Genomic DNA, 22,933 nt, shown 5'->3' with positions numbered 1-22,933 from the left:
GCGCACGCCGTCACGGCCCCCGCCCCGCCGAAGGTCAGCGCGGCCGTGACGGCGTGCGCGGACGACGACGTCCACGACGGCAGTGACTCGCCGGCCAGCCGGAACGCCACCAGCACCCCGGTCGCCACCAGCGCCACCCGCCGGCCCGGACGGACGCCGACCCGCTCCAGCGCGCGGGCCGACCAGGCGAACAGGCCCAGCGAGATGAGCACGACGACCCCGACGGCCGGCACCAGGCATCCCCAGTCCTCGCAACCGATCCCGGCCCATGCCAGGCGTACGGTCGCCCACCACAGCACCCCGAGCGCGGCGCACACCGCGGCCGCCCGCCCCATACGCCCCGTCATGAAGTCATCGTCCCATCAGGGCGGCGAGGCGGCCCTGCGCTCGTCCGCCTCCGCCTCCGTGTCACGGCCCAGGGCCCGCAGGGCGACGGCCCGGTTGGCGTAGAGGTCGGGCTGCGGCTGGAGCTCGATGGCCCGCGACAGGTCGTCGGCCGCGCCCCGCGCGTCTCCGGCGGCGAAGCGCAGCACCCCCCGGTTGCCCCAGGCGGCCGCCAGCCGGGGTGCCTGCTCGATGGCGAGGTCCAGCGCCACCCTGGCCTCGGCGAGCCGGCCCGCCGACGTCTCCAGCTGGCCCAGCACCGTGAGCAGGTGCGGGTTGCCGGGCGCCAGCGCGAGCCCGGCCCGGACGTCTTGCCCGGCCTCCTCGTCCCGGCCGCAGGCGGCCAGCAGGCCGGCCCGGTTGATGTACGCGTCCACGTACGAGGGATCGAGCTCGATCACCCGGCCCAGGTCGGCCAGCGCCCCCTCGACGTCCCCGCGCACGGTACGCAGCTCGGCCCGGTTGTAGTGCGCCTCCGGCAGCGGCGGCCCGGCCCGCATGGCGCGCTCGAAGTCGGCCAGCGCCTCCTCGTGCCGGCCGAGCCCGAACAGCAGGTTCCCCCGCTCCAGGTAGTAGTCGGGGAAGGCCGGGTCGACGGCGATCGCGGCGGCGTAGTCGTCCAGCGCCTCCTTGACACGCCCGAGCGCGGACAGCAGCTGCGCCCGGTTCGCCAGCAGCACCATCCGGTGCAGCGGGTGCCGCTCCCCCAGCTCGCCCGCCAATTCGATGGCCGACTCGACCAGCGACAGCGCGACGTGGAGCCGGCCGTGCCGCAGTTCGATCAGCGCCAGGCCGTTGCGGTCGAAACCGAGTTTGAACGCCCGCTTCATGGGGTCGGGCAGGAGCGTGGAGATGGCGATCGCCTCGTTGAGCCACCGCCTGGCCCTGGTCAGGTCGCGGCCGGCGGGGTCGCGGTGACGGGCGTCCAGCATGGCGGTGCCGTACGCGCTGGCGGCGTGCATCTCCGGGTCCTGACTGACCTCGCGCACCCGGTCCCACACGGCGAGGGCGTCACCGGTGCGGTCGAGCCCGCCCAGCGCGGTCGCCGTACGCTGGGCGAAACCCCACCAGCGCGCGCCGCCCGGCTCGGTGCGCGACATGCCGAGCTCCCCCAGCTCGGCGACGGCGTGCAGAAAACCCTCACGTACGCACCGGTCCACCACGGCCCACAACTCGTCGGCGTCGCGGTCGTCGGGCGGGTGCCGGGGTCCGCCGGAGAAGACGGTGATCGCCAGCGTGGCGGGCGGGATCCGACGCATCATGACGTCGAGCAGTTCGATGTCCGTGGGGTCGGCCTCGACCGCGTTGCCCACCACGAGCTCCCGCCCGGGAGGCACGATGTCGCGGACGAACTCCGTGAGCCCGTTGGCCAGCCGCAGCGTACGCCGGGGCGCCGGCACGAGGATACGTTCGTCGTCGGACAGGTCCGCCTCGACCGTCACCCGCGCGGCGGGCACGAGCCGGGCGAGCTCGGGCGCGGCCGCCCTGATCTCGATGTCGTACGCCGCCACGAGGTCGCGGGAGCGTTCCAACGCCGGTGGCACCAGGTGCCGTAACAGGGCGGCGGCCACGGTGTACGGGCCACGCGGCCGCCGGTGCCCGTCGATCACCGGCATCAGCAGTCGCGCGGTTTCCGTCCGGGCATGCGGTTCGCCCGGGACCCTGTGATGGGACCTCGCCTCGTTCACCCCTTGTGAATGACGCTGGAGGTCCCCGCGAGCCTCACGGTGCCAGGCTTACGGACAATGATGCGCTTCATGACGTACCTCTCCACTCCGGGGGTAATTTCCCATTATTCGGACACCCCACCGAATATCAAGGTTCATGCTAAACAAGAGGCGGATTAGCGGATAGTAATCACTTGCCTGCCTATTGATCGGTATTTCTCCCCTATTGGGAGCGAAACCATCGGGGCAATCCTGTGGTACGCGTACGTTCGGACTGCTCCATCAGGTCGCACAGGCACCTGCCGAGCAACGTGACCGACTGGCAACAGCCGGGCCCGTGCAGGTTGCGCGCCCTGACGATGACGGTGGCCCGCTCGATCAGCCGCTCGAGGCTCGGCTCGCCGCCGCCCTTGAGCGAACGGGTGTGCCAGGGGCACGAATCGGTGTCACCACAGGCGGTCTTGACGATGATCGGCGAATGCGTGCCGTCCAGCCGCAGCGGATCAGCCCGTTTGACCCTCAGGTCGGCGAGCCTCTGGGCGGCGGTCCTGGTGGCGTTCACCAGCAGATCGCGATGGCCGCGCCCGCGGCGCAGGGCCGCGGCCCTGGCCGGCAGCGCCAGCAACATCGCCCCGGCCATGAGCCCGCCCCCGACGACCATGCTCCAGCCCATCGCCTCGTCGAACCAGATCACCGCGATCGCGGCCACCCAGACGGGCTGCGACGACATCAGGATCGCGCTGGGCACGGCGGGCACGTGCGCCTGGCCGTACGAGCGGGCCAGGAAGCCCAGCGCGCACGAGACCACCGACAGGTGCGCCATGACCGACCAGTCGTGCAGGCCGGTCGGCAACACGATCCCGTCGCGCACGGCGAAGCCGCCCGTGAGCAGGCCTATGGTGAACAGCTGGATCACGGTGAGCGCGTACGCGTGGAACCCCGCCCCGCGGCTGGACAACTGCGCGAGCAGGAGCGTGTGGCCGGAGTAGAGGGCGGCGGCGGCCAGCGTGACGCCGAGCGCGAGCACCGAGACCTCGTGGTCCTCCATCCCCTGCAGCAGCGTGAACACCATCATGCCGGCCAGCGCCAGCGCGACCCCGGCCCAGATCCGCCGCGGCACCCTCGCCTTGTGCAGGATGAGCGCCAGGATCGGCGTGATCACCACGCTGCAGCCCACCGCGAACCCGGACACCGCCGACGGCAGCCACTGCAGGGCGACCGCCTGCCCGACCTGGCCGAGCCCGAACATGACCCCGAGTACGGTCCCGTAGATCCACGTCACCCTCGGAAGTCCCCGAAGGCAGCCGGGCCTGATGGCGAGCAGTGTCAGCGCCGCGAGCACGTAACGCTCAGCGAGCAGATCCTCGACCGGTAAACGGCCGATGATATCTTTCATCAGCGGGAAGGCCGACCCCCAGGCGGCGCTGACGAACAACAGAAGCACAGCTCCCAGGAGGGGGCGGGGAGCGGGCAAGACTGCCATGCCCAAAAGCATCTCACTACTATTCGCAGCCGTAGATGTACAGTGAGCAGCCGGTGATGGTCCTCTACAACTCGGTGTTAAGAGCCTCACCCGCGGGTCCGTACATCCTTATCCGTCACAGGGAAATTCGGCCGCCGCCGACAGATCCGTCAGGCTGATCATCCGGGATCGTCCGCTTTGCAGGACCATCGCACGTCACGCTCCGTGACGACACAGGTCAGCGGGAGAAGTGGGGAGAAGTCACCCGAGGAGGGGGTTCGACCCCGGAGGGGTGGGGCCGCCGGTTGAGCGGGGGTGTCAGCGGTCGAGGGTTACGCCGGGATTCAGCAGCTTCTCGACATTGACCACCACGAGACCGCCCACCTTGTGCCGGGAGAGCTCACGCCACCCCTGGCGCGCGTAGAGCGCCAGCGCGGCCTCCTGGTTGAGCGTGGTGTCGCCCCTGACGCGCTCGAAGCCGAGCTCCACGGCGCGCTGCTGCAGGGTGACGAGCATGGCCTCACCGTAGCCACGCCGCTGGACGTCGGGATGCACGCGTAGCCGGCAGATCTCGGCCGTGCTCGTGTCGACGGGTTTCAGCCCGCCCATCGCCACCACCCGGGAGCCGACCTCTCCGACGAGGAAGTCTCCGCCGCAGGCCAGATAGATCTCCTGGATGCGGGGAAAGTCGTCGTCGTAGTAGACGCCGTCGCCGGGCACCAGGCCCACCTGCGCCAGACAGATCTGGTGGAGGGAGAGGACGGTGTCGAGATCGGACCAGCGGTAGCGCCGGATCTTCAGTTTCATGCGCCCCCCTTCATCTGGGCTCGCGAGCGCCGCAGCTCGGCGTAGTAGTCGTCGAGCCCTGGCGCGTTGGCGTCCCGGGCCGCGATCGCCTGTCCGAGCGCCGCCGCCGGCCGCACGATGAAGTCGGTCAGATATTCGTCGCTCACCAGGCGCAGCGCCTTGACACCGATCGCCACCGCCTCCTTGACGTCGCCGTCGATCAGCCGGCACTGGGCCTGGTCGAGCCTGATGAGCGTCTGGTCGAGGATGTGGTCCTGGTATTTGGTGAGCGCCTGGCCGAGCACCACTTCGGCCTCGATCGTCTGACCGAGCTTGGTGAGCACGTCGCCCTGGTAGAAGTAGAGCTGCTTCTCGGTGTAGCCGAAGGCGACGTCCTCCTGGTCCTCGCTCTTGAGGTGGGAGAAGGCGCTGCGCGCCCTCGACAGCGCGCGTTTGGCCTGGTCGACGACCTCTTTCTTGCTGTCGCCCCCCGACATCATGGCCAGCGCCCTCGCCTCGACGACCGGCGCCATGGCCTGTGCGGCGCACGGCATCGAGCCGGCCAGGTCGCGGCTCTTCTTGGCGAGGGTGAGGGCCTCGCGGGCGTCGCCGAAATAGAGGGGGACGAGCGACTCGCGAGCGGTGATCCAGGCGCGCAGCGCGCGGTCGCCGGTCTCGTCGGCCGCGGTGCGCCCGGTGCGGAAGAACGAGCGGGCCAGGCGGTGGTCGCCCAGGTTGATCATGATCATGCCGCTCAGCCCGGACAGCTGGGCGGCCATCCTGCACAAGCGTTCCTGCAGGTCGATGGGCTGGCGGCGGGACATCGCCGTGCGGACCGCGCTCAGTTCGAGCAGCACGTCGCACAGCAGCCTCAGGGGGGCCGTCGTCGTGTACTGGCGGCCGAAGCTGATCGTCGCCTCTTCCCACTGGTCGAGCATCGCGGCGGACACCGTGGCCGAGACGAGCGTCTCGTCCATCCGCCGTCTGATGCCCTCGCACGCTCCGAGCACGACCCCGTCGAGAGCCTCGTTGAGGTTGGTGTCGGTGTGCAGCAGATTTAACATCGTGCGGCGCAGGATGTTCTCGTCCTCCTGCGCCTCGGGATCGGTGACCATGGGTTGGAGGTTGAGCTCGCGCTCGGTCGGCAGCAGCGGCGGGTCCTTGGCCTCGGAACCTCCGAGCGCTCCCGCCGCCCGGTGCGCGTGGCCGTGGCCGCAGATGCACGGCCCGTCGTAGCCGAGCGCGGCCGGCTCGACGCGGTAGACCGTGCAGAGGTAGTGCAGATATTCGGGCCCGGGGCGTTTCAGCCCGCTCTCGTACGCCGAGAGCAAGGTCTCGCCGATGCCCGGGGTGGGTTTCGAGTCGCGCTCGAACAGGGCTCTCACCTGCTCGATGACGTCGGCCAGGGCGATCCCGTAGGACAACCGGTGCGCCTTGATGCGGGTGGTGCTGAACTGTGACGCGCAAGCCTCGTGGATCTCATCCGCGATCTGGGCCGAAGTGCGCCCGGCGGCCAGGCCCTTGGCCCTGATCCGCCGGGCGATCTCCGTCTCCCTGTGCTGTCTGCCGGACATCCCGGCCCCTTCCAAACAAGTCTCGACCGGTCCGCAACTTGTGACTCAGAGTAGCCTTCAAGTCGCTGTGCGCCTACCCATGACTATGAACCAGAGACGACGGGTTTGAAAACGCCCTGAGCCAGCCTACGGTTAAGGATCGTCCTCCCCGGGACTGTTTCTTATATCCCTTGGGAGAAGAGCAACTCCCTGTAGCCACTCAAGCTCGTTGCGTTCGCCGTTGACATGAGACATGTTTGGCCCACCAGCGGCGATCGTAGGGAGGACGAACGGTGGGGGACGACGACTTCGAGCACTTGGAGCGGCTCGTATCCGAACTGGGCGCTCATGGCTTGCTCGCAAGAGTGGTCCAGAACCAGAACGGTCGCAGGTTCGTACGCGTCATCAATCCGAACGCGACGAGCCTGTCCGAGAACGTCACCTGCAGGCCGGCCACTGTGTCCGATATGCCGGATTGGTGGTATTGCTGGTCCTGGGGCGAACGGATGCACACGGCCGACGACCCGGCCGGTGCCGCGACGAAGGTCGCCCGCGTGCTAGCCGCCGTGGTCGAATGACCGACGCGGTGAGCCGGGTGGAGCGCAGCCACCGCGGCGCACCGCAACCACGGCGGCCTCACAGGGCCGGCGGAGTGACCGGTGCGGAGGGTTCCACGCATGTGGGGTCCTGGTCACTCCGCCGGTTCTGGCCTCACACCTGACTGTTGCCGGCACGGCCCGCACGCCGTGCACGCCAAGCCACCCTCCCGGTCCGCCGGGAGGGTGTTGGGGGGGATCCCTCCCGGAACCGGTAAGGGACATGCTTCCGGGTGCCTGTCCCTTGCCGAGCCGTCCGTCATCGGAGCGTCCGCTCTCTCCCTCCGCGGCCCAGAGAGCCGGCGACCCCGTCTTCCCCGGCGTGATGTGACGGCGGGCGGTTCGGTCGGCGGTATTTTGGATCGCAACGGTCCAAAGAGCCCGACCGAACCGCTTCTGGAGGGGGATCCACCTTTGTTACTGCTGGTGACGCCGTCGCCACCCGCTTCGCCATCGAGCGGGCTTCCGGACCCGGAAAAAGTGGTCCAGGACATGACAGGGGTCTGTACCAAGGACCCTGTTTGCTCTACCCTCGTCGGGATGTTCGACAACGCGGCCTGGGCACCCATCGTGGCCAGCGCGGTCGTCATCGTGCTGATCGTCGTGCTTGCGTTCGTCCTCCGCAAGGTCGCGCACAAGATGATCACGCGGCTGGTCCTTCGCACCGCCGCCAAGAGCTCGATCAGCCGCAGGTTCCGCAAGGGCGCCGCCACCGACAGCATCGACGCGCTGCTCCACGAACGCAGGAAACAGCGGGCCGAGACCATGGGCTCGGTGCTCAAGCACATCGCTTCGATCGTGATCCTGGGCACCGCGGTGCTGACCGTGCTCGACCGGCTGACGATCCCCATCGCTCCCCTGCTGACCAGCGTCGGCATCCTCGGCGTGGCCATCGGCTTCGGCGCGCAGGAGCTGGTGAAGGACTTCATCGCCGGCATGTTCATGCTGCTCGAGGACCAGTACGGCGTGGGCGACGTGATCGACGCGGGCGCCGCGATCGGCACCGTCGAGGCCGTCACCCTGCGCGTCACGAGGCTGCGTGACGTCGACGGCCGCGTCTGGTACGTCCGCAACGGCACGATCACCAGGATCGGCAACGAGTCGCAGGGCTGGTCGCGAGCCTACGTCGACGTGCCGGTGGCCTACGACTCCGACATCGTCAGCGTGCGCGTGCTGCTCGAGCACCTGGCCGAGGAGCTCTGGGCCGACCCCGAGCTGCGCGAGAGCAAGATCGTGGAGCAGCCGCAGGTGTTCGGGGTGGAGCAGCTCTCCGACAGTTCGGTGGTGTTCCGCATCACCGCCAAGACGCTGCCCAACGAGCAGGCCGAGGTGGCCAGAGAGCTGCGCATCAGGGTCAAGACGACACTCGACGACGCGGGCATCCCCATGGTCGCGGGGTGAGCTCGATGCGCCACCACCCCAGGCACACCATAGGCTGGTGAACGTGACTGAGACCTCCTTCTACGACGCCGTCGGGGGCGAAGAGACCTTCCGCCGTCTCGTGCAGCGCTTCTACGAGGGGGTCGCGGAAGACCCGGTGCTGCGGCCGCTCTACCCCGAGCCCGACCTGACGGGAGCCGAGGAGCGACTGCGGGGCTTCTTGATCCAATACTGGGGCGGCCCCAAGACCTACAGCGAGCAGCGCGGGCACCCCCGCCTGCGCATGCGCCACATGCCGTTCGTGATCGGCGAGACCGAGCGCGAAGCCTGGCTGCGGCACATGCGCGACGCGGTCGACTCGCTCGACCTGCCGGAGGAGCTGGAGACCAGGCTCTGGGACTATCTGGTCTACGCGGCCCACAGCCTGGTGAACTCACCCTCCTGACGGGGCATGACACGCCACATGGATATCCCCTGGTGGCGTGATGCCGTCGTCTACGAGATCTACGTCCGCAGTTTCGCCGACTCCTCCGGAGACGGGGTCGGCGACCTGGCGGGGGTGCGCGAGCGCCTGCCCTACCTGCGGGACCTGGGGGTCGACGCCGTCTGGCTGACGCCGTTCTACACCTCGCCCATGGCCGACGGCGGCTATGACGTCGCCGACCACCGCGACGTCGACCCGCTGTTCGGCACCCTCTCCGACTTCGAGGCGCTGGTGGCCGCCGCGCACGACCACGGGCTGCGGGTGATCGTGGACATCGTGCCCAACCACAGCTCCTCCGCCCATCCCTGGTTCCAGGCGGCGCTGCGCGGCGAGGGGCGCGAACGTTACCTCTTCCGCGACCGGACCAACAACTGGAAGTCCACCTTCGGCGGCTCCGCCTGGACGCGGGTCGAGGACGGCTCGTACTATCTGCACCTGTTCGCGCCGGAGCAGCCCGACTTCAACTGGCGCAACCCCGAAGTGCACGGGGAGTTCCTCGACATCCTGCGGTTCTGGCTGGACCGCGGGGTCGACGGCTTCCGCATCGACGTGGCGATGGGGCTCTACAAGGCCGAAGGGCTGCCCGACATCGGTGACCAGTCGTTCAAGGCGGTCTCGCCGGTGTGGGGGCAGCCCGAGGTGCACGACGTCTACCGCGACTGGCGCAGGGTGCTGGACGGCTATCCGGGCGAGCGCATGGCCGTGGGCGAGGTGTGGACCGACAGCCTTGAGGATCTCGCGCTCTACGTGCGGCCCGACGAGTTGCACCAGAGCTTCAACTTCGCGTGGCTGCAGGCGCCGTGGTCGGCGGCGGCGTTCAGGAAGGTGATCGACGACACGCTCTCCAGCGTTCCGTTCGCGACGTGGGTGCTGTCCAACCACGACGTCGTGCGCCACCGCACCCGCTACGCGGCCGACGATCCCGCCGCCGGGCCGGCGCGGGCGAAGGCGGCGGTGCTCACGATGCTGGCGCTGCCCGGCTCGGCCTACCTCTACCAGGGCGAGGAGCTCGGGCTGCCCGAGGTGACCGACCTGCCCGACGCGGCCAGGCAGGACCCGATCTTCTACCAGTCGAACGGCGAGCTGCCAGGGCGCGACGGGTGCCGGGTGCCGATCCCGTGGACGGTCGATCCGCCCTCCCACGGGTTCTCCCCCGGCGCGGTGCCGCCGTGGTTGCCGCAGCCGGCGGCGTTCGCGGAGCTGAGCGTCGAGAAGCAGGAAGGGGACACCGGGTCCACACTCGAGTTCTACCGCAGGGCCCTGGCCTGCCGCCGTGACCTGGTGCGATCCATTCCTTATACGTTGGAGTGGCTGAAGTCTCCCGAGGGAGTGCTTTTCTTCACCCGCGGGCCGCTGATCTGCGCGCTCAACTGCGGCAACCGGCCGGTACGCCTGCCGGAGCACGACGAAGTGCTGCTGGCGAGCGGGCCGCTGAGGGGCGACCTGCTACCGCCCGACACGGCGGCGTGGTTGCGCCGCGCGTCATAATGGCTCGCCGTCCTCGCCGCGGAAGGGGATGACGGGCAGCGACAGCAGCGCGCCTCCCAGCCCCGCGGCGAAGGCCGCCCAATACCCGATGTTGGTGATCAGCACGCCGGCCAGCGGCGTGGCGACGACGGAGACGACGTTCTGGACGGTGTTGTGGGTGCCGAGCACCCGCCCCGCCCAGGTGGGCCCGGCGAGCTCGCCCGCCGTCAGGTAGGCGAGCCCGTTGCCGGCCACGGTCATCACCGCGGCCACGGCGAGCATGGCGGGACCGAGCCAGGTGCCGGAGAGTGTGCCGGCCACCAGCAGCGCCATGACGCCGAGGTTGCAGGCCGTGATCAGCAGCAGGGGCCGCATGCGCAGGCCGACGCGGTCCGACCAGCGACCGGCCGCGATGCGCACGGCGGCCCCGGCGATCGCCGCCACACCGAACAGCCGGCCGGCCGCCACCTCATCCCATCCGTACAGGCGCACGAGACACGTCACGCCGTACGTGCTGACCACGATCTGCGGGACGACGTGCAGGGCGCTGGTGGCGTGCACCCGCCACAGCGCCGGCTGCCGGTACGGCGAGCCGCGCGGCACGGCGCCCGGCCCGGAGATCGCGCGCGGCGGCTCGGCCAGAAAGAGCGCGGCCAGCACGGCGGCCAGCAGGCTCACGCCGGCGCACACGGACAGCACGCCGGCCAGGCCGTGCGCCTGCGCGATGGGCGGCAGCACGAACGCTCCCATCGCCATGCCGAGGGTGAAGGACACCTGGCGCAGCCCCATGGCGAGGCCGCGTTCCGGCGGCTCGAACCAGCGCAGCACGATGCGCCCGCCGCCGACCATCGCGGCCGAGCCGGCGGCGCCGGCGAGGGCCAGCAGCCCGATCACCGCCCACACCTGACCGGCGACCGCGGCGGCGGCGAACAACACTGCGGCCAGGCCCACGCCCGTGCCCAGGATCAGCCGTTCGCCGTGCCGGTCGGCCAGCGCTCCCCAGGCCACGAGCGCGAACAGGATGCCCATAGCCGGAGCGTTCGCCATGATCCCCGCCACAGCCAACGGAACCCCGAAATGTCGCTCTATTTCAGGAATGACGAGAGGCAAGCCGAACAACCCGAGCGTGACGCTCGCGTGGGCGTTGACGCCCAGGGCCAGCATCAACCAGCGTTTCATGGCGAGAAACGTACGAGGTACGCCAGTTCGCTCTCCGACAACCTGCGCGGGGCGGCCCGCTCCACGTCATAGGCCGCGAGCACGGACTTCGCGGTGACGTACACCGCGTCGTCGTCGCGGACCTCGTAGGCGAGGGTGAAGCGCACCGGCCTGATCTCCGTCACCCACGTCTCCACGCGCACCGGCTCCGCGCGGAAGCCGAGCGGGCGGCGGTAGTCGATCTCGTGCCGGGTGACCACCAGACCCTTGAACGGCTGGTCACCCGCGTTGTGCGGATCAATGTGGAACATGCCGAAACGGGCATCCTCCAGGTAGTCGAGGAAACGCACGTTGTTCACGTGCCCCTGGGAGTCGACGTCGGCGAATCTCACCGTTCGGAGGTAGAGGTGGCGCTGGGCCGGGGTGCGTTCAACCACGTCAGTCACCGTACCCGTCCCGGTCAGGTGGCCCTGCGGCGGCCCAGGCAGGCCAGCACGGTCAGCACGGAGACGGTGGCCATGGCGGCGAGCGCCCACCGGTAGCCCGTCACGAGCTGCTCGACCGCGCCGCCGTTCAGGTGCGAGAGGGTGCCCGCGAACACCCGCTCGTGCAGCGCGGCGGGGAGCGGCGCGGTGATGATCGACAGGACCAGGCCGGTGCCCACCACGTTGCCCGTGTTCTGCAACATCAGCCGCATGGCGTTGACGATGCCGAGCCGGGCCGAGGGCAGGCCGTCGAGGATGGCGGTGGTGTTGGAGGGCATGAACACGCCGGAGCCGAGGCCGATCAGCACGAGGCCCGTCGCCGCCGCCGCGTACGGCATGGTCGAGGACATCACCACCAGCATGACCACCAGCCCGCAGGTGGTCACCGAGGCTCCGGCCACGGCCAGGGCGCGGGCGCTCATGAGGCGCTGCAGGAAACCCGAGGCCACCGACGCGGTCATCGCCGCGACGGCCAGCGGCAGCACTTTCAGCCCGGCCTGTACGGGGTCGTCCCCCCGCACGGCCTGGAAGTAGAGCGCGACCAGGAACACCATGCCCATGCGCGCGACGGCGTTGAGGAACGACGCGAGCGTGCCGAAGGTGAAGGCCCGGTCGCGGAACAACCCCAGGTCGACGACCGGATGGGCGGCCCTCCGCTCCCTGGCCACGAACAAAGGCAGCCCTGCGGCGAAGCAGACGAGCCCGGCCAGCACCACCGGGTGCCCCCAGCCGAGCCGGGTGAACTCCGACAGCGCCAGCAGCAGCCCGCCCAGGGTGATCAGGACGAGCAGGCTTCCGGGCAGGTCGAGCCCGCGGTCGCGGTTGTCGGGAACGGTCCTGCGCAGCACGATCCCGCCCCACACCAGGCAGATCACCCCGATCGGCACGTTGAACCAGAACACCCAGCGCCAGCCGAGACCATCGGCGAGCACCCCGCCCAGCGTCGGCCCGATGAGCCCGGCGATCGAGAACGAGGCCACGTAGACCCCCATGCCCTCCCCCAGCCGCTCACGCGGGAACGCGTCGCTGACCAGGGCGGCGCTGTTGGTGAGCAGCATGGCCGCCCCCGCCGCCTGGACGACCCGCATGGCCACGATCACCCACGCGTTCGGCGCCAGGCCCGCGAGCAGTGCGGCCACGGTGTACGTCGCCAGCCCGATCAGGTACAACCTGCGCCGCCCGAACAGGTCCGCCAGCCGCCCGAATACCACCATGAGCACGGTCGTGGTCAACTGGAAGCCGAGGAGGATCCAGCCCGCGGCCGTCGCGTCGGCCTGGGTGTGCCTGGCGATCTCGGGCAGGGCGACGTTCATCGCGCTGCCGCCGAGACCGGTCAGCACGCTCGCCAGGCTGACCACCGACAACGTGCGCCACGCATGCCCTATGGGGGTCGCAGCCGGCAAGGGCCTGTCCTTTCTAGATTTGGATACTAGAATTCTATTCGCATCGGTACCGGGTCAAGGAGTGAGGTGTCGGATGGGCGGAATCGTCGAAGGCCGCGTGGTGATCGTCACAGGAGCGGCCAGGGGCATCGGGCGAGGGCACGCGCTCGAGTTCGCCCGGCAAGGGGCGAAGGTGGTGGTCAACGACCTGGGCGCGGAGGTCGACGGCACCGGCACGTCCGGAGCCGCCGCCGAGGTGGTGGCGGAGATCGAGGCCATGGGCGGTCAGGCCGTCGTCAACGGCGAGGACGTCTCCGACTTCGACGGCGCACAGCGGCTGATCCGCTCGGCCGTCGACCACTTCGGCGGCCTCGACGTGCTGGTCAACAACGCGGGCATCCTGCGGGACCGGATGCTCGTCAACATGACGGCCGAGGAGTGGGACGCGGTGATCCGGGTGCACCTGCGCGGCACCTTCGCGCCGCTGCGCCATGCCGCCGCCTATTGGCGGGCCAAGGCGAAGTCGGGCGAACCCGTGGATGCCCGGATCATCAACACCACCTCGTCCTCCGGCATCTACGGTAACCCGGGGCAGGGCAACTACGGCGCGGCCAAGGCCGGCATCGCAGGGCTCACCGTCATCGCTGCCAAGGAACTGGAGCGCTACGGCGTGACCGTGAACGCCGTCGCCCCCGCCGCGCTGACCCGCATGACCGAGAACCTCATGCCCGCCGGCGTCACCGGCGCCGACCCCGACGACATCGCGCCCCTCGTGGTCTGGCTCTCCAGCGCCGAGGCCCGCGGCGTCACCGGCCGGGTGTTCAACGTGCGCGGGGGCGCGATCAGCGTCGCCGAGGGCTGGCACGCGGGGCCGGGCGTCGACAAGGGCTCCCGGTGGGACCCGGCCGAGCTGGGCGGCGTCATCCCCGCCCTGGTCGACAAGGCCGCGCCCAACGCCATGACCAACGGCCGCATCCCCGGACGGGAGGACTGACATGCCGCTCGACCACTCCATCGTCGGCGTCGAGAGCCCGGCCCACGAGCGCACCTGGACCTCCAAGGACACCATGCTGTACGCGCTCGGCGTCGGCGCGGGCACCTCCGAGCTGGAGTTCACCACGGAGAAGGGGCAGCGGGTGCTGCCGACGTTCGCGGTGCTGGCCTCGCAGGCGCCGGGGCGGCGGCTGGGCGACTTCGACCCGGCCATGCTGGTCCACGCCGAGCAGGGCTTCGAGCTGCACCGGGAGCTGCCCCCCGCGGGCGGCGTGCGGACGACCTCGAAGGTGACCGGCATCTACGACAAGGGCACGGGCGCGCTGGTGACCTCCGAGGCGCGGGCCGTCGACCTCGACACGGGCGAGCTGGTCGTCTCCAGCCGCAGCGCGCTGTTCATCAGGGGCGAGGGCGGGTTCGGCGGCGACCGGGGGCCGCGCGACGCGTGGGCCGCGCCGGACCGCGCGCCCGACCACAAGGTGACCTGCCCGACGTTGCCGGAGCAGGCGCTGATCTACCGCCTGTCCGGTGACCGCAACCCGCTGCACAGCGACCCGGAGTTCGCCGCCAGGGCGGGCTTCGACCGGCCGATCCTGCACGGGCTCTGCACGTACGGCGTGACGGGGCGGGCGCTGCTGCACGCGGTGGCCGGGTCGGACCCGGGCCGTTTCCTGTCGATGTCGGGGCGCTTCACCAGCCCGGTCTTCCCCGGGGACTCGCTCACGGTGTCGATCTGGGTGGACGGCGAGGACGTGCGGTTCAGGACCGCCAAGGACGACGGCACCGTGGTGATCGACCGCGGCCGCGCCACCATCATTCGTCGGTGAAGTCCTTGAGGGGGTCGAGGCGGCGGATCAGCTTCATCGCCGCCTCGATGACCTCCCTGGCCTCCTCCTCCGTGTCGGAGGTGGCGACCTCGCGGGCGGCCTCGCCGATGATGCTGGTCAGCACCGCCACGGTGAACCGGGCGAGCGCGTCGCCGCCCGCTCCGAGCAGCACGGCGTTCTGGCGTACCCACTCCCTGCCCCGCGTGCGGCGCAACAGCTCGAACCCGGGCGGCCCGTCGCCGTCGATGAACAGCCTGACCAGGTCGCGCCGCTCCCACGCCCCGTCGAGGTAGGCACGGGCGCCGGCGATGAGCAGCTCGACCGGGTCGTCGACGCCGGACTTCCTGGCCTTGGCCACGCTGGCGGCCGACGCCTGCTCGTGGGCGGCCTGATGGTCTTCGTAGAGGGCCAGGAAGAGCTCGGTCTTGCCGCCGAAGTGGTGGTAGAGGCTGCCGACGCTGGATCCGGCGCGGGCGACCACCTCGGCGACGTTGGACTCCGCGAAGCCGTGCTCGCTGAAGACCTCACGAGCCGCCTGCAGCATGCTCTTACGGGTCTGCGCCGTACGGCTCCACTCCCACGAGGACTTGCGTGCCATACGATCATCATATCGCGCTCAATTCTAGAATTGAATTCTTGACAGGAGTCCCCATCGGCTAGAACCTCTTCCTAGAGAAATATTCTAGAATTTCTAGGAGGCGGCCGTGGACTTCTCGCTCACCACCGAGGAACGCCAGATCCGCGACACCGTACGGTCTTTCGTGGAGAAGGAGGTCATGCCGCTGGAGCCCGAGGTCCTGCGCAACGAGCGCGAGGGCCGCCCGGCGCTGGACATGGACGTCCTTCACGACCTGCGGGCCAAGGCCAGGAAGTCGGGCTTCTGGGGCATCAACACCCCCGAGGAGTACGGCGGCGCCGCCCTGGGCCCGATCATGTCCGCGATCACCGCCATGGAACTCGGCAGGACGTTCGTGCCGTTCTCGTTCGGCGGCAGCGCGGACAACATCCTCTACGCCGGCACCGACGAGCAGAAACGCCGCTACCTGATCCCCACGATCGAGGGCGAGCGCCGCTCCTGCTTCGCCATCACCGAACCGGAGGCCGGCTCCGACGCCCGCAACATCCGCACCCGCGCCATCAGGGACGGCGCCGAGTGGATCATCAACGGCGAGAAGACCTTCATCACGGGCGGCAACGAGGCCGACTTCGTCATGGTGTTCGCCGTGGCCGAGCCGTACGGCGTGACGTGTTTCCTCGTGGACCGCGACATGGGCTGGCGTTCCGAGCCCATCCCGACCATGGGGCAGTGGGGCCCGGCCTCGCTGGTGTTCGAGGACGTACGGGTGCCGCAGGAGAACGTCCTGGGCGAGCCCGGCCGGGGCTTCGAGCTGGCCATGGAGTGGATCGGGCAGGGCCGCTACATGATCCCCGCCAGGGCCATCGGGTCCGCCGAGCGCATGCTCCAGATGGCCGTCGACTACGCCAAGATCCGCAAGTCCATGGGACGGGCCATCGCGGAGTACCAGGCCATCCAGTGGATGATCGCCGACTCCCAGGTCGAGATCGAGGCGGCGAAGTGGCTGACGCTGTACGCGGCGTGGCGGGTGCGGGAAGGGCTGGACGCGCGGCACGCCTCGTCGATCGCCAAGCTCAACGGCGCCGTGATGGCGAACCAGGTGGTCGACCGGGTGCTGCAGATCCACGGAGGCATGGGGTACACGAAAGAGCTGCCGATCGAGCGGTGGTATCGGGAACTGCGGCTGCTGCGCATCTTCGAGGGGACCGACGAGATCCAGCGGCGTACGATCGCGCGCGACCTGATCAAGGGGCACGCGAGACTCGGGCTGATCGGGGAGTGATCGCCCGCCGTGGCCGGTGGAGGACGCCACCCGGACCCCCGCCACCGTGCTCTTCGCCCAGCTCCACACGTCGGACACGTCAGGCATGTCGAGCGGGCACGCCGGGGCACGGCGAACAAGCACGTCGGGCGGGCACGTCGGCAGGTCTACGAGCTGACCGGGCCGCGCTCGGTCGACATGACGGAGCCGGAGCCGCCGGAGGGTCAGGGGAGGCGGTTGGCGAGGACCAGGGTGGCGGCCGACGCGAACATGCCGCCGTTTCCCAGCACCACGCTGACCTCCGCCCCCGGCACCTGGGCCGCCGCCTCACCGCGCAACTGCCGTACCGACTCCTGGATGGCGAACATGCCGTACATCCCGGTGTGCGTGTAGGACAGGCCGCCGCCGTTCGTGTTCAGGGGCAGGCGGCCGCCCGGCGACGTGTGGCCCTCGGCGATGAACGCGCCGGCTTCTCCCCTGCCGACGAACCCCAGGTCTTCCAGGCCGTAGATCGGCACGTGCGCGAAGGCGTCGTACACCATGAGGTGGTCCACGTCGTCATGGCCGATCTTGGCCTCGGCGAAGGCCGCCTCGCCCGAGAGCCGGAACGCCTTCGACGTGGTGAAGTCCTCCATCTGCGAGATGATCGGGGACTCCGCCGACTCCCCCGAACCCAGCAGGTAAACCGGCGGCCTGCGGGACAGCTCCTCCGAGGTGACGATCAGGGCACCGCCGCCGTCCGTCACGAGGCAACACTCCAGGAGGTGGAACGGGTAGGCCACCATCCGCGACGCGAGCACGTCGTCCACCGTGATCAGGTCGCGGTAGAGGGCCCGCGGGTTGAGGTGGGCCCACCGGCGCTGGGCCACGGCCACCTCCGCCAGCTGCTCGTGGGTCAGGCCGGTCTCCTTCATGTAGCGCAGAGCCGTGATCGTGAACGACGTCGGCGGCCCCACCACCCCGTACGGCAGCTCGAACTGGCCCAGCAGCGAATCCGGACCCGTCCCGTACCAGCCCGCGCCCACCCGTGACCTGCCGGACTCGCCGTGGGTGATCAGCACCGTACGGCACAGGCCGGCGCGGATGGCGGCGGCGGCGTGGCGTACGTGGAAGAGGAACGAAGAACCGCCCACTCCCGTGCCGTCCAGCCAGGCGGGGGTGATGCCGAGGGCGTGGGCGATCTGGATCGGGCCCGGGGTTCCGACCGTGGCGATGCCGTCGATGTCGTGCTTTGCCATCCCCGCGTCGGTCAGCGCATTCCTCGCGGCCTCCAGGTGGAGCCGCATGGTCGAGTGCCCCGGCAGACGGCCCAGCTCATCCGTCTCGGCGGCGCCCGCGATCACGACGGTCATCTCGGGCCTCCGGCGGGCTGGAAGAGGGGCACGTGCACCTCCCCCCGCTGCTCGAACACCACCCGCAGTTCCATGTCCAGCAGCAGGTTCTCAGGTGTGTTGGGGACACCCACGATGTTGCTCATCATGCGCACGCCCTCCTCCAGTTCGACCACCGCGATCGCGTAGGGGGCCTCGTCCTCGAAGCCGGGGGCGGGCCGGTGGTTGATCACGTACGAGTAGAGGGTCGCGCGGCCGCTGGCGCGGACCCATTCGACCTGGTCGCCTTCGCAGTGGGGGCAGTTCGGCCGCGGGTAGAAGTAGTGCCGCGCGCACGTCTGGCAACGCTGGATCCTGAGCTCGCCCGCAGCCGTGCCGTCCCAGAACGGCTGAGTCTCGGGCGTGGGCCTAGGTGCCGGCTTCAATCGGCCTCCCCAATATTGTTCTAGAATTTCACTCTAGATCCACGGTCGGCGCCCCTTCAAGGGCTCGGTACGCCGTCACCGTTCCTGCCGTGGCCCGACAGCACCTCCTCCAGCGACGGGCGGGGCTCATCAGACAGGCGCGGCCCCGGCTGGGCGAGCTGGATCAGCACCCCATGCGCCTCCTTCGGGTGCAGGAACACCTCCCGCCAGCGCGGGTCGGCCGTGTTGAGGCCGTGCAGCCGGTAACCGCGGGCGGTCAGCCGGGCAACCGCCGCGCCCAGGTCGCGGACATGGAAGTTCAGATGATGAACGCCACCCCGGCCCCTCGTGAGCTCGAAGAAGCTGTCGAAGAACGTCGAGCCGGCCAAGGGCTCCATGAGCTCGACCTTGCCGCCGTTGGCATAGGTGAGCTGTAGCGTGCGGTAGCCGGCGGTCCGGTTGTCGCCACCGCCGCCGCCATGCCGGCCGCCCAGCAGATCGCGGTAGACCGGCAGCAGGTCCCTGATCCGGGGGGCGGCCACGGCGGTGTGGTCGAAGGACACGTCGAGGCCGTCGAGTTCGAGATCCAACGCACAACTCCTTGGATGGGGGCGATCCTAGAATTGCATTCTAGCGGCGGCACCTTCCTGAAGCCTTGACGGGCGGCCCTCTCCCGGGAGGGCCATCGCCGGCGGGAGCAGGCAGATCGTCGCGGAACACCTGTCCGACGTACGCAGCCGCGTAGGTTATTCGGGCTCCTGTTCCGGCACTCGCCAAGGACATCGCGATGATCGCATCGGGCCTGATGCCGTGTCACCACCCTGACGGCCGACGATCCCGCCGTAACGGCGGGCTCGTCGTGCGGGTCAGAGAGCGTCTCCCTGGAAACACTCCGGTCTTCAAAGACCGAAGTAGAGGGATCGCAACCGGCCTGGTCCGGGGGCCAACTTGTGCCCTGAGCTGCGCGTCCGATATGGCGGCCGTGCGCCCCCTCCTTGCCCCCTGATCACCCTTTGTCGGCGAGAGCCGCGCGGCCCCGGGGGGCATGGCGCCCCGGGGGACGTTCGCCATCGGCAACCTCGGCGGTTCGGCCGGCAGTGACCGGCTCACGGGCCGATTCGGTCGCCGCGTCCTCGTCACGGGGCTCGCCCTCAACATGGTCGGCCTCATCGCGCTCTGGCTCATCCTCGCGACGGTCGCCGCGACGAGCCTCACCATCTGGAAGATGCTCGCGCCCTTGTTGATCGCCGTCGTCGGCAGCGTCCTATTCGGGAGCCTCGACCTTACGGCGTCTCCCCCGGAATCGACCGCCCACACGTTCGGCCAGAGCGCGGCTCTCGCCATGGCCGCCAGCGCCGCATTCAGCATCCTCGCATTCGCCCTGGTCTTCGCCCTACCCAAACGCGTCGGGAACCCATGGTGACACCTTGACGGATCGGAGCCTCTGGCCCGTCCGGCCACACGGCGCGACGTGCCTGACGCCACCTTCGCGTGCCCGGACCTAACCACGTTCTGCCGGCTCGACCAGCTCGGTCCGGAAGCTGCCGGGCAGCGACTGGAACCTGATCGCGCTGTGCTGGCATGCCGGGTCGTCGAACCGGACCGGTGGTGCCGCCGCTGCGGCTGCGAGGGCACACCACGTGACACCGTGACCCGCCGGTTGGCCCACGAGCCGCTGGGCTGGCGACCGACGACCCTGGAGGTCGTCGTACGCCGCTACCGATGCACCGGCCGCGGGCACGTGTGGCGCCAGGACACCAGTCTGGCTGCCGAGCCACGGGCGAAGCTGTCGCGGCGTGGGCTGCGGTGGGCACTGGAAGCCATCGTGGTCCAGCACCTCACCGTCGCCCGGGTCGCCGAAGGCCTCGAGGTGGCAGTGGAACACCGCCAATGACGCGGTCCTGGCCGAGGGCCAGCAAGTCCTAATCGACGATCCCGGCCGGTTCGACGGCGTGAAGGTCATCGGCGTGGATGAGCACGCATGGCGGCACACCCGACATGGGGACAAGTACGTCACCGTGATCATCGACCTGACCGGCGTCCGCGACGGCACCGGCCCAGCCCGGCTGCTGGACATGGTCGAAGGCCGATCCAAGCAGGCGTTCAAACAGTTGGCTGAACCAACGCGAGGCATCGTGGCGGGACGCCGTGGAGATCGTCGCGATGGACGGGTTCACCGGGTTCAAGACAGCCACCTCCGAGGAACTCCCTGACGCGGTCGCGGTGATGGATCCCTTCCACGTCGTCCGCCTGGCCGGCGACGCACTGGACCAGTGCCGGCAACGCGTCCCACAGGACACCCGCGGGCACCGCGGCCGCACCGGCGACCCCCTCTATGCCGCACGGCGGACCTTGCACACCGGTGCGAACCTGCTCACCGACAAACAACGCCACCGGCTCGAAACCTTGTGCGCAGTCGACGCCCACATCGAGGTCGAGGCCACCTGGGGCATCTACCAGCGCATGATTGCCGCCTACCACGAACCCGACCGCACCCGAGGCCGGCAGCTCATGGCGAAGCTGATCGAGACAATCAGCCACAGCGTCCCGGCCGCGCTGGTCGAAGTGAGCACACTTTGCCGCACACTGGGCAGGCGTGCGTCTGACGTGCTGGCGGCCAGCCATGCCAGCGCCGAGGCGATCTCAAGGGGAGGGCTTTCGGAGTTGGTCCGTCCGTGGCGGTAGGCCCACTTTTTGAGCGCGATGCGGAGCGTCTTGTCGTCGGGGCGGGTGCGGCGTGATCGTACTGTGTCGTCGATCATGACGCCAACCCGCCGACAATGACCCCGTAGCAGCCTAAAAGCACAGGTCAGCCCCCGGATCATCCATAGACCGTGGCACCCCCTGGACATCACCGGCCACCGTCGGCGGGTGGCGTGACCTTGGCTGTGCCGTACCGGATGAAGTGGTTCCAGAGAACCGATCCGGCCGAACGGGCGGGTCAGTCGCGGTGGAGCTTGCGGTAGGTGACCCGGTGAGGACGGGCGGCGTCGGCGCCCAGCCGCTCGATCTTGTTCTTCTCGTAGTCGGCGAAGTTGCCCTCGAACCAGAACCAGTTCGAGCCCTCTTCCCACGCCAGGATGTGGGTGGCGATGCGGTCGAGGAACCACCGGTCGTGCGAGGTGATCACGGCGCAGCCTGGGAAGTCGAGCAGCGCGTTCTCCAGCGACGACAGCGTCTCGGTGTCGAGGTCGTTGGTGGGCTCGTCGAGGAGCAGCACGTTTCCGCCCTGCTTGAGGGTGAGCGCCAGGTTGAGCCGGTTGCGCTCGCCACCCGACAGCACCCCCGCCTTCTTCTGCTGGTCGGGGCCCTTGAAGCCGAAGGCCGCGATGTAGGCCCTCGACGGCATCTCCACGTTGCCGACCTTGATGTGGTCGAGCCCGTCAGAGACGACCTCCCACACGTTCTTGCCGGGGTCGATGCCGCCGCGGGTCTGGTCGGCGTAGGAGATCTTCACAGTGTCACCGACCACGATGGAACCGCTGTCAGGGGTCTCCGCACCCGTGATCATGCGGAACAGCGTCGTCTTGCCGACGCCGTTGGGGCCGATGACGCCGACGATGCCGTTGCGGGGCAGGTCGAACGTGAGCTTCTCCATCAGCAGCCGGTCGCCGAACCCCTTGGTGAGGTTGTCGGCCTTGATCACCGTGGTGCCCAGGCGCGGGCCAGGCGGGATCTGGATCTCGTCGAAGTCGAGCTTGCGGTGTTTGTCGGCCTCGGCCGCCATTTCTTCGTAGCGCTGCAGGCGGGCTTTGCTCTTGGTCTGGCGGGCCTTCGGGTTGGACCGCACCCACTCCAGCTCGCCTTCCAGGCGCCTCTTGCGCTTGATGTCCTTCTGGCCCTCGACCTTGAGCCGCTGCGCCTTGGCCTCGAGGTAGGTGGAGTAGTTGCCTTCGTAGATGTAGGAACGGCCACGGTCGAGCTCGAGGATCCAGCCGGCGACGTTGTCGAGGAAGTAGCGGTCGTGGGTGACGGACAGCACGGTGCCCTCGTATTTCTCGAGGTGCTGCTCCAACCACTGCACGCTCTCGGCGTCGAGGTGGTTGGTGGGCTCGTCCAGAAGCAGCAGGTCAGGCGCTTCGAGCAGCAGCTTGCACAGCGCGACCCGGCGGCGCTCACCACCGGACAGCTTCGTCACCTCGGCGTCGGGCGGCGGGCAGCGCAGGGCGTCCATCGCCTGCTCCAGCTGGCTGTCGAGATCCCAGGCGTTGCGGTGCTCCAACTGGTCCTGGAGCTTGCCCATCTCCTCCAGCAGCTCGTCGCTGTAGTCGGTGGCCATCTGCTCGGCGATCTCGTTGTAGCGCTGGAGCATCGCCATCGTCTCCGCGACGCCCTCCTGCACGTTGCCGAGGACGGTCTTCTCCTCGTTGAGCGGCGGCTCCTGCTGGAGCATGCCCACCGAGAAGCCGGGCATGAGCTTCGCCTCGCCGTTGGACGGCTGCTCCAGGCCGGCCATCATCCGGAGCAGCGTCGACTTCCCGGTGCCGTTCGGCCCCAGGACACCGATCTTGGCTCCGGGCAGGAACGACAGGGTGACGTCGTCAAGGACAACCTTGTCGCCGTGCGCCTTGCGCACGCGCTGCAGCGTGTAGATGTACTCCGGCATGCTTCCTAGCTTAGGGGCTCCCGGCCCAGGCTTCCGCCGCTCTCTCCATCAGGCTCTCCCGTCCCCACCGACACGGCCAGGGACGAGGTCGTCGGGGGCGGGGATGTCGGGAGGCTGGGATGTCGGGGTA

Annotated in this window: 20 protein-coding genes and 2 pseudogenes; 9 read left to right on the top strand and 13 right to left on the bottom strand. The window is 69.5% G+C overall.

From position 1 onward, the window contains the following. The 5 genes from GUY59_RS37185 to GUY59_RS37165 form a co-directional block, all read right to left on the bottom strand. Positions 1–347 (bottom strand): hypothetical protein (locus tag GUY59_RS37185; RefSeq protein ID WP_201761788.1); only part of this gene is annotated, 347 nt, incomplete at its 3' end. A gap of 15 nt (positions 348–362) precedes the next feature. Continuing rightward, positions 363–2,000 carry a tetratricopeptide repeat protein gene (locus GUY59_RS37180; RefSeq protein ID WP_138205819.1) on the bottom strand — a complete coding sequence of 546 codons (1,638 nt, stop codon included), beginning with the start codon at positions 1,998–2,000 and terminating at the stop codon, positions 363–365. A 274-nt stretch (positions 2,001–2,274) separates the two neighbouring features. Then, entirely contained in the window at positions 2,275–3,495 is a 1,221-nt protein-coding gene (locus tag GUY59_RS37175; protein WP_161714884.1) for a DMT family transporter, read from the bottom strand. A 336-nt stretch (positions 3,496–3,831) separates the two neighbouring features. After that, a complete protein-coding gene (locus GUY59_RS37170) occupies positions 3,832–4,320 on the bottom strand; it encodes a GNAT family N-acetyltransferase (protein WP_138205815.1) in 489 nt (162 codons plus the stop codon). Beyond that, complete coding sequence (locus GUY59_RS37165) at positions 4,317–5,873, bottom strand: XRE family transcriptional regulator (protein ID WP_138205813.1); 1,557 nt, start codon at positions 5,871–5,873, stop codon at positions 4,317–4,319. The genes GUY59_RS37170 and GUY59_RS37165 overlap by 4 nt, the downstream gene beginning before the upstream one ends. A gap of 272 nt (positions 5,874–6,145) precedes the next feature. Here GUY59_RS37165 and GUY59_RS37160 point away from each other — a divergent pair, with 272 nt between their 5' ends. From GUY59_RS37160 to GUY59_RS37145, 4 genes and pseudogenes are all read left to right on the top strand, one after another. Further along, on the top strand, positions 6,146–6,430 hold the full coding sequence (locus tag GUY59_RS37160; protein WP_132339009.1) for a hypothetical protein: 285 nt from the start codon (positions 6,146–6,148) through the stop codon (positions 6,428–6,430). 558 nt (positions 6,431–6,988) lie between these two features. Further along, complete coding sequence (locus tag GUY59_RS37155) at positions 6,989–7,849, top strand: mechanosensitive ion channel family protein (protein ID WP_236667864.1); 861 nt, start codon at positions 6,989–6,991, stop codon at positions 7,847–7,849. A gap of 43 nt (positions 7,850–7,892) precedes the next feature. After that, positions 7,893–8,267, top strand: a pseudogene (locus GUY59_RS37150) (globin); the annotation flags it as partial. Positions 8,268–8,291: 24 nt separating this feature from the next. After that, on the top strand, positions 8,292–9,800 hold the full coding sequence (locus GUY59_RS37145; protein ID WP_138205807.1) for a glycoside hydrolase family 13 protein: 1,509 nt from the start codon (positions 8,292–8,294) through the stop codon (positions 9,798–9,800). Here the strand turns inward: GUY59_RS37145 and GUY59_RS37140 are convergent. From GUY59_RS37140 to GUY59_RS37130, 3 genes are read right to left on the bottom strand one after another with little or no spacing between them, the layout of a single operon-like run. After that, entirely contained in the window at positions 9,795–10,958 is a 1,164-nt protein-coding gene (locus GUY59_RS37140; protein WP_138205805.1) for an MFS transporter, read from the bottom strand. The genes GUY59_RS37145 and GUY59_RS37140 overlap by 6 nt on opposite strands. Continuing rightward, positions 10,955–11,383, bottom strand: a complete 429-nt coding sequence (locus tag GUY59_RS37135) for an acyl-CoA thioesterase (protein ID WP_246064444.1) — start codon at positions 11,381–11,383, stop codon at positions 10,955–10,957. Before GUY59_RS37135 ends, GUY59_RS37140 begins: the two co-directional genes overlap by 4 nt. Positions 11,384–11,397: 14 nt before the next feature. Beyond that, positions 11,398–12,825 carry a DHA2 family efflux MFS transporter permease subunit gene (locus GUY59_RS37130; protein WP_138205803.1) on the bottom strand — a complete coding sequence of 476 codons (1,428 nt, stop codon included), beginning with the start codon at positions 12,823–12,825 and terminating at the stop codon, positions 11,398–11,400. Between the two features lie 73 nt (positions 12,826–12,898). Between GUY59_RS37130 and GUY59_RS37125 the strand changes: the two genes are divergently transcribed. Together GUY59_RS37125 and GUY59_RS37120 are read left to right on the top strand one after the other, a co-directional pair. Then, positions 12,899–13,798, top strand: coding sequence for an SDR family oxidoreductase (locus GUY59_RS37125; RefSeq protein WP_138205801.1), 900 nt, complete (start codon positions 12,899–12,901; stop codon positions 13,796–13,798). Between the two features lies 1 nt (position 13,799). Continuing rightward, entirely contained in the window at positions 13,800–14,624 is an 825-nt protein-coding gene (locus GUY59_RS37120) for a MaoC family dehydratase (RefSeq protein ID WP_138205799.1), read from the top strand. On the opposite strand, the gene GUY59_RS37115 is transcribed toward GUY59_RS37120, so the two are convergent. Further along, the gene (locus GUY59_RS37115; RefSeq protein ID WP_138205797.1) at positions 14,611–15,222 is read right to left on the bottom strand and encodes a TetR/AcrR family transcriptional regulator; all 612 of its coding nucleotides are present in this window, start codon (positions 15,220–15,222) and stop codon (positions 14,611–14,613) included. The two genes, GUY59_RS37120 and GUY59_RS37115, sit on opposite strands and share 14 nt — an antisense overlap. 106 nt (positions 15,223–15,328) lie before the next feature. On the opposite strand from GUY59_RS37115, the gene GUY59_RS37110 reads away from it, so the two are divergent. Beyond that, a complete protein-coding gene (locus tag GUY59_RS37110; RefSeq protein WP_138205795.1) occupies positions 15,329–16,483 on the top strand; it encodes an acyl-CoA dehydrogenase family protein in 1,155 nt (384 codons plus the stop codon). A 203-nt stretch (positions 16,484–16,686) separates the two neighbouring features. Here the strand turns inward: GUY59_RS37110 and GUY59_RS37105 are convergent, their stop codons facing one another. From GUY59_RS37105 to GUY59_RS37095, 3 genes are read right to left on the bottom strand one after another with little or no spacing between them, the layout of a single operon-like run. Continuing rightward, positions 16,687–17,814 carry a thiolase C-terminal domain-containing protein gene (locus tag GUY59_RS37105; protein ID WP_138205793.1) on the bottom strand — a complete coding sequence of 376 codons (1,128 nt, stop codon included), beginning with the start codon at positions 17,812–17,814 and terminating at the stop codon, positions 16,687–16,689. Next, positions 17,811–18,218: a Zn-ribbon domain-containing OB-fold protein gene (locus tag GUY59_RS37100; RefSeq protein WP_138205791.1), complete on the bottom strand. Its 408-nt coding sequence runs from the start codon at positions 18,216–18,218 to the stop codon at positions 17,811–17,813. Before GUY59_RS37100 ends, GUY59_RS37105 begins: the two co-directional genes overlap by 4 nt. Before the next feature lie 56 nt (positions 18,219–18,274). Further along, positions 18,275–18,787, bottom strand: a complete 513-nt coding sequence (locus GUY59_RS37095) for a VOC family protein (protein ID WP_138205789.1) — start codon at positions 18,785–18,787, stop codon at positions 18,275–18,277. Positions 18,788–19,242: 455 nt separating this feature from the next. Here GUY59_RS37095 and GUY59_RS37090 point away from each other — a divergent pair, with 455 nt between their 5' ends. Together GUY59_RS37090 and GUY59_RS37085 are read left to right on the top strand one after the other, a co-directional pair. Next, the gene (locus GUY59_RS37090; RefSeq protein WP_138205787.1) at positions 19,243–19,620 is read left to right on the top strand and encodes a hypothetical protein; all 378 of its coding nucleotides are present in this window, start codon (positions 19,243–19,245) and stop codon (positions 19,618–19,620) included. Between the two features lie 48 nt (positions 19,621–19,668). Then, positions 19,669–20,843: pseudogene (locus tag GUY59_RS37085) on the top strand (ISL3 family transposase); the annotation flags it as partial. Positions 20,844–21,138: 295 nt separating this feature from the next. Here GUY59_RS37085 and ettA read toward each other — a convergent pair. Beyond that, positions 21,139–22,803: an energy-dependent translational throttle protein EttA gene (gene ettA, locus GUY59_RS37080; protein ID WP_132338985.1), complete on the bottom strand. Its 1,665-nt coding sequence runs from the start codon at positions 22,801–22,803 to the stop codon at positions 21,139–21,141. Positions 22,804–22,933: the final 130 nt, after the last annotated feature.

This window comes from Nonomuraea sp. K271, assembly GCF_009908215.1.
GTDB classification, from domain to species: domain Bacteria; phylum Actinomycetota; class Actinomycetes; order Streptosporangiales; family Streptosporangiaceae; genus Nonomuraea; species Nonomuraea longispora.
This window is presented reverse-complemented; position numbering and strand designations above follow the sequence as displayed.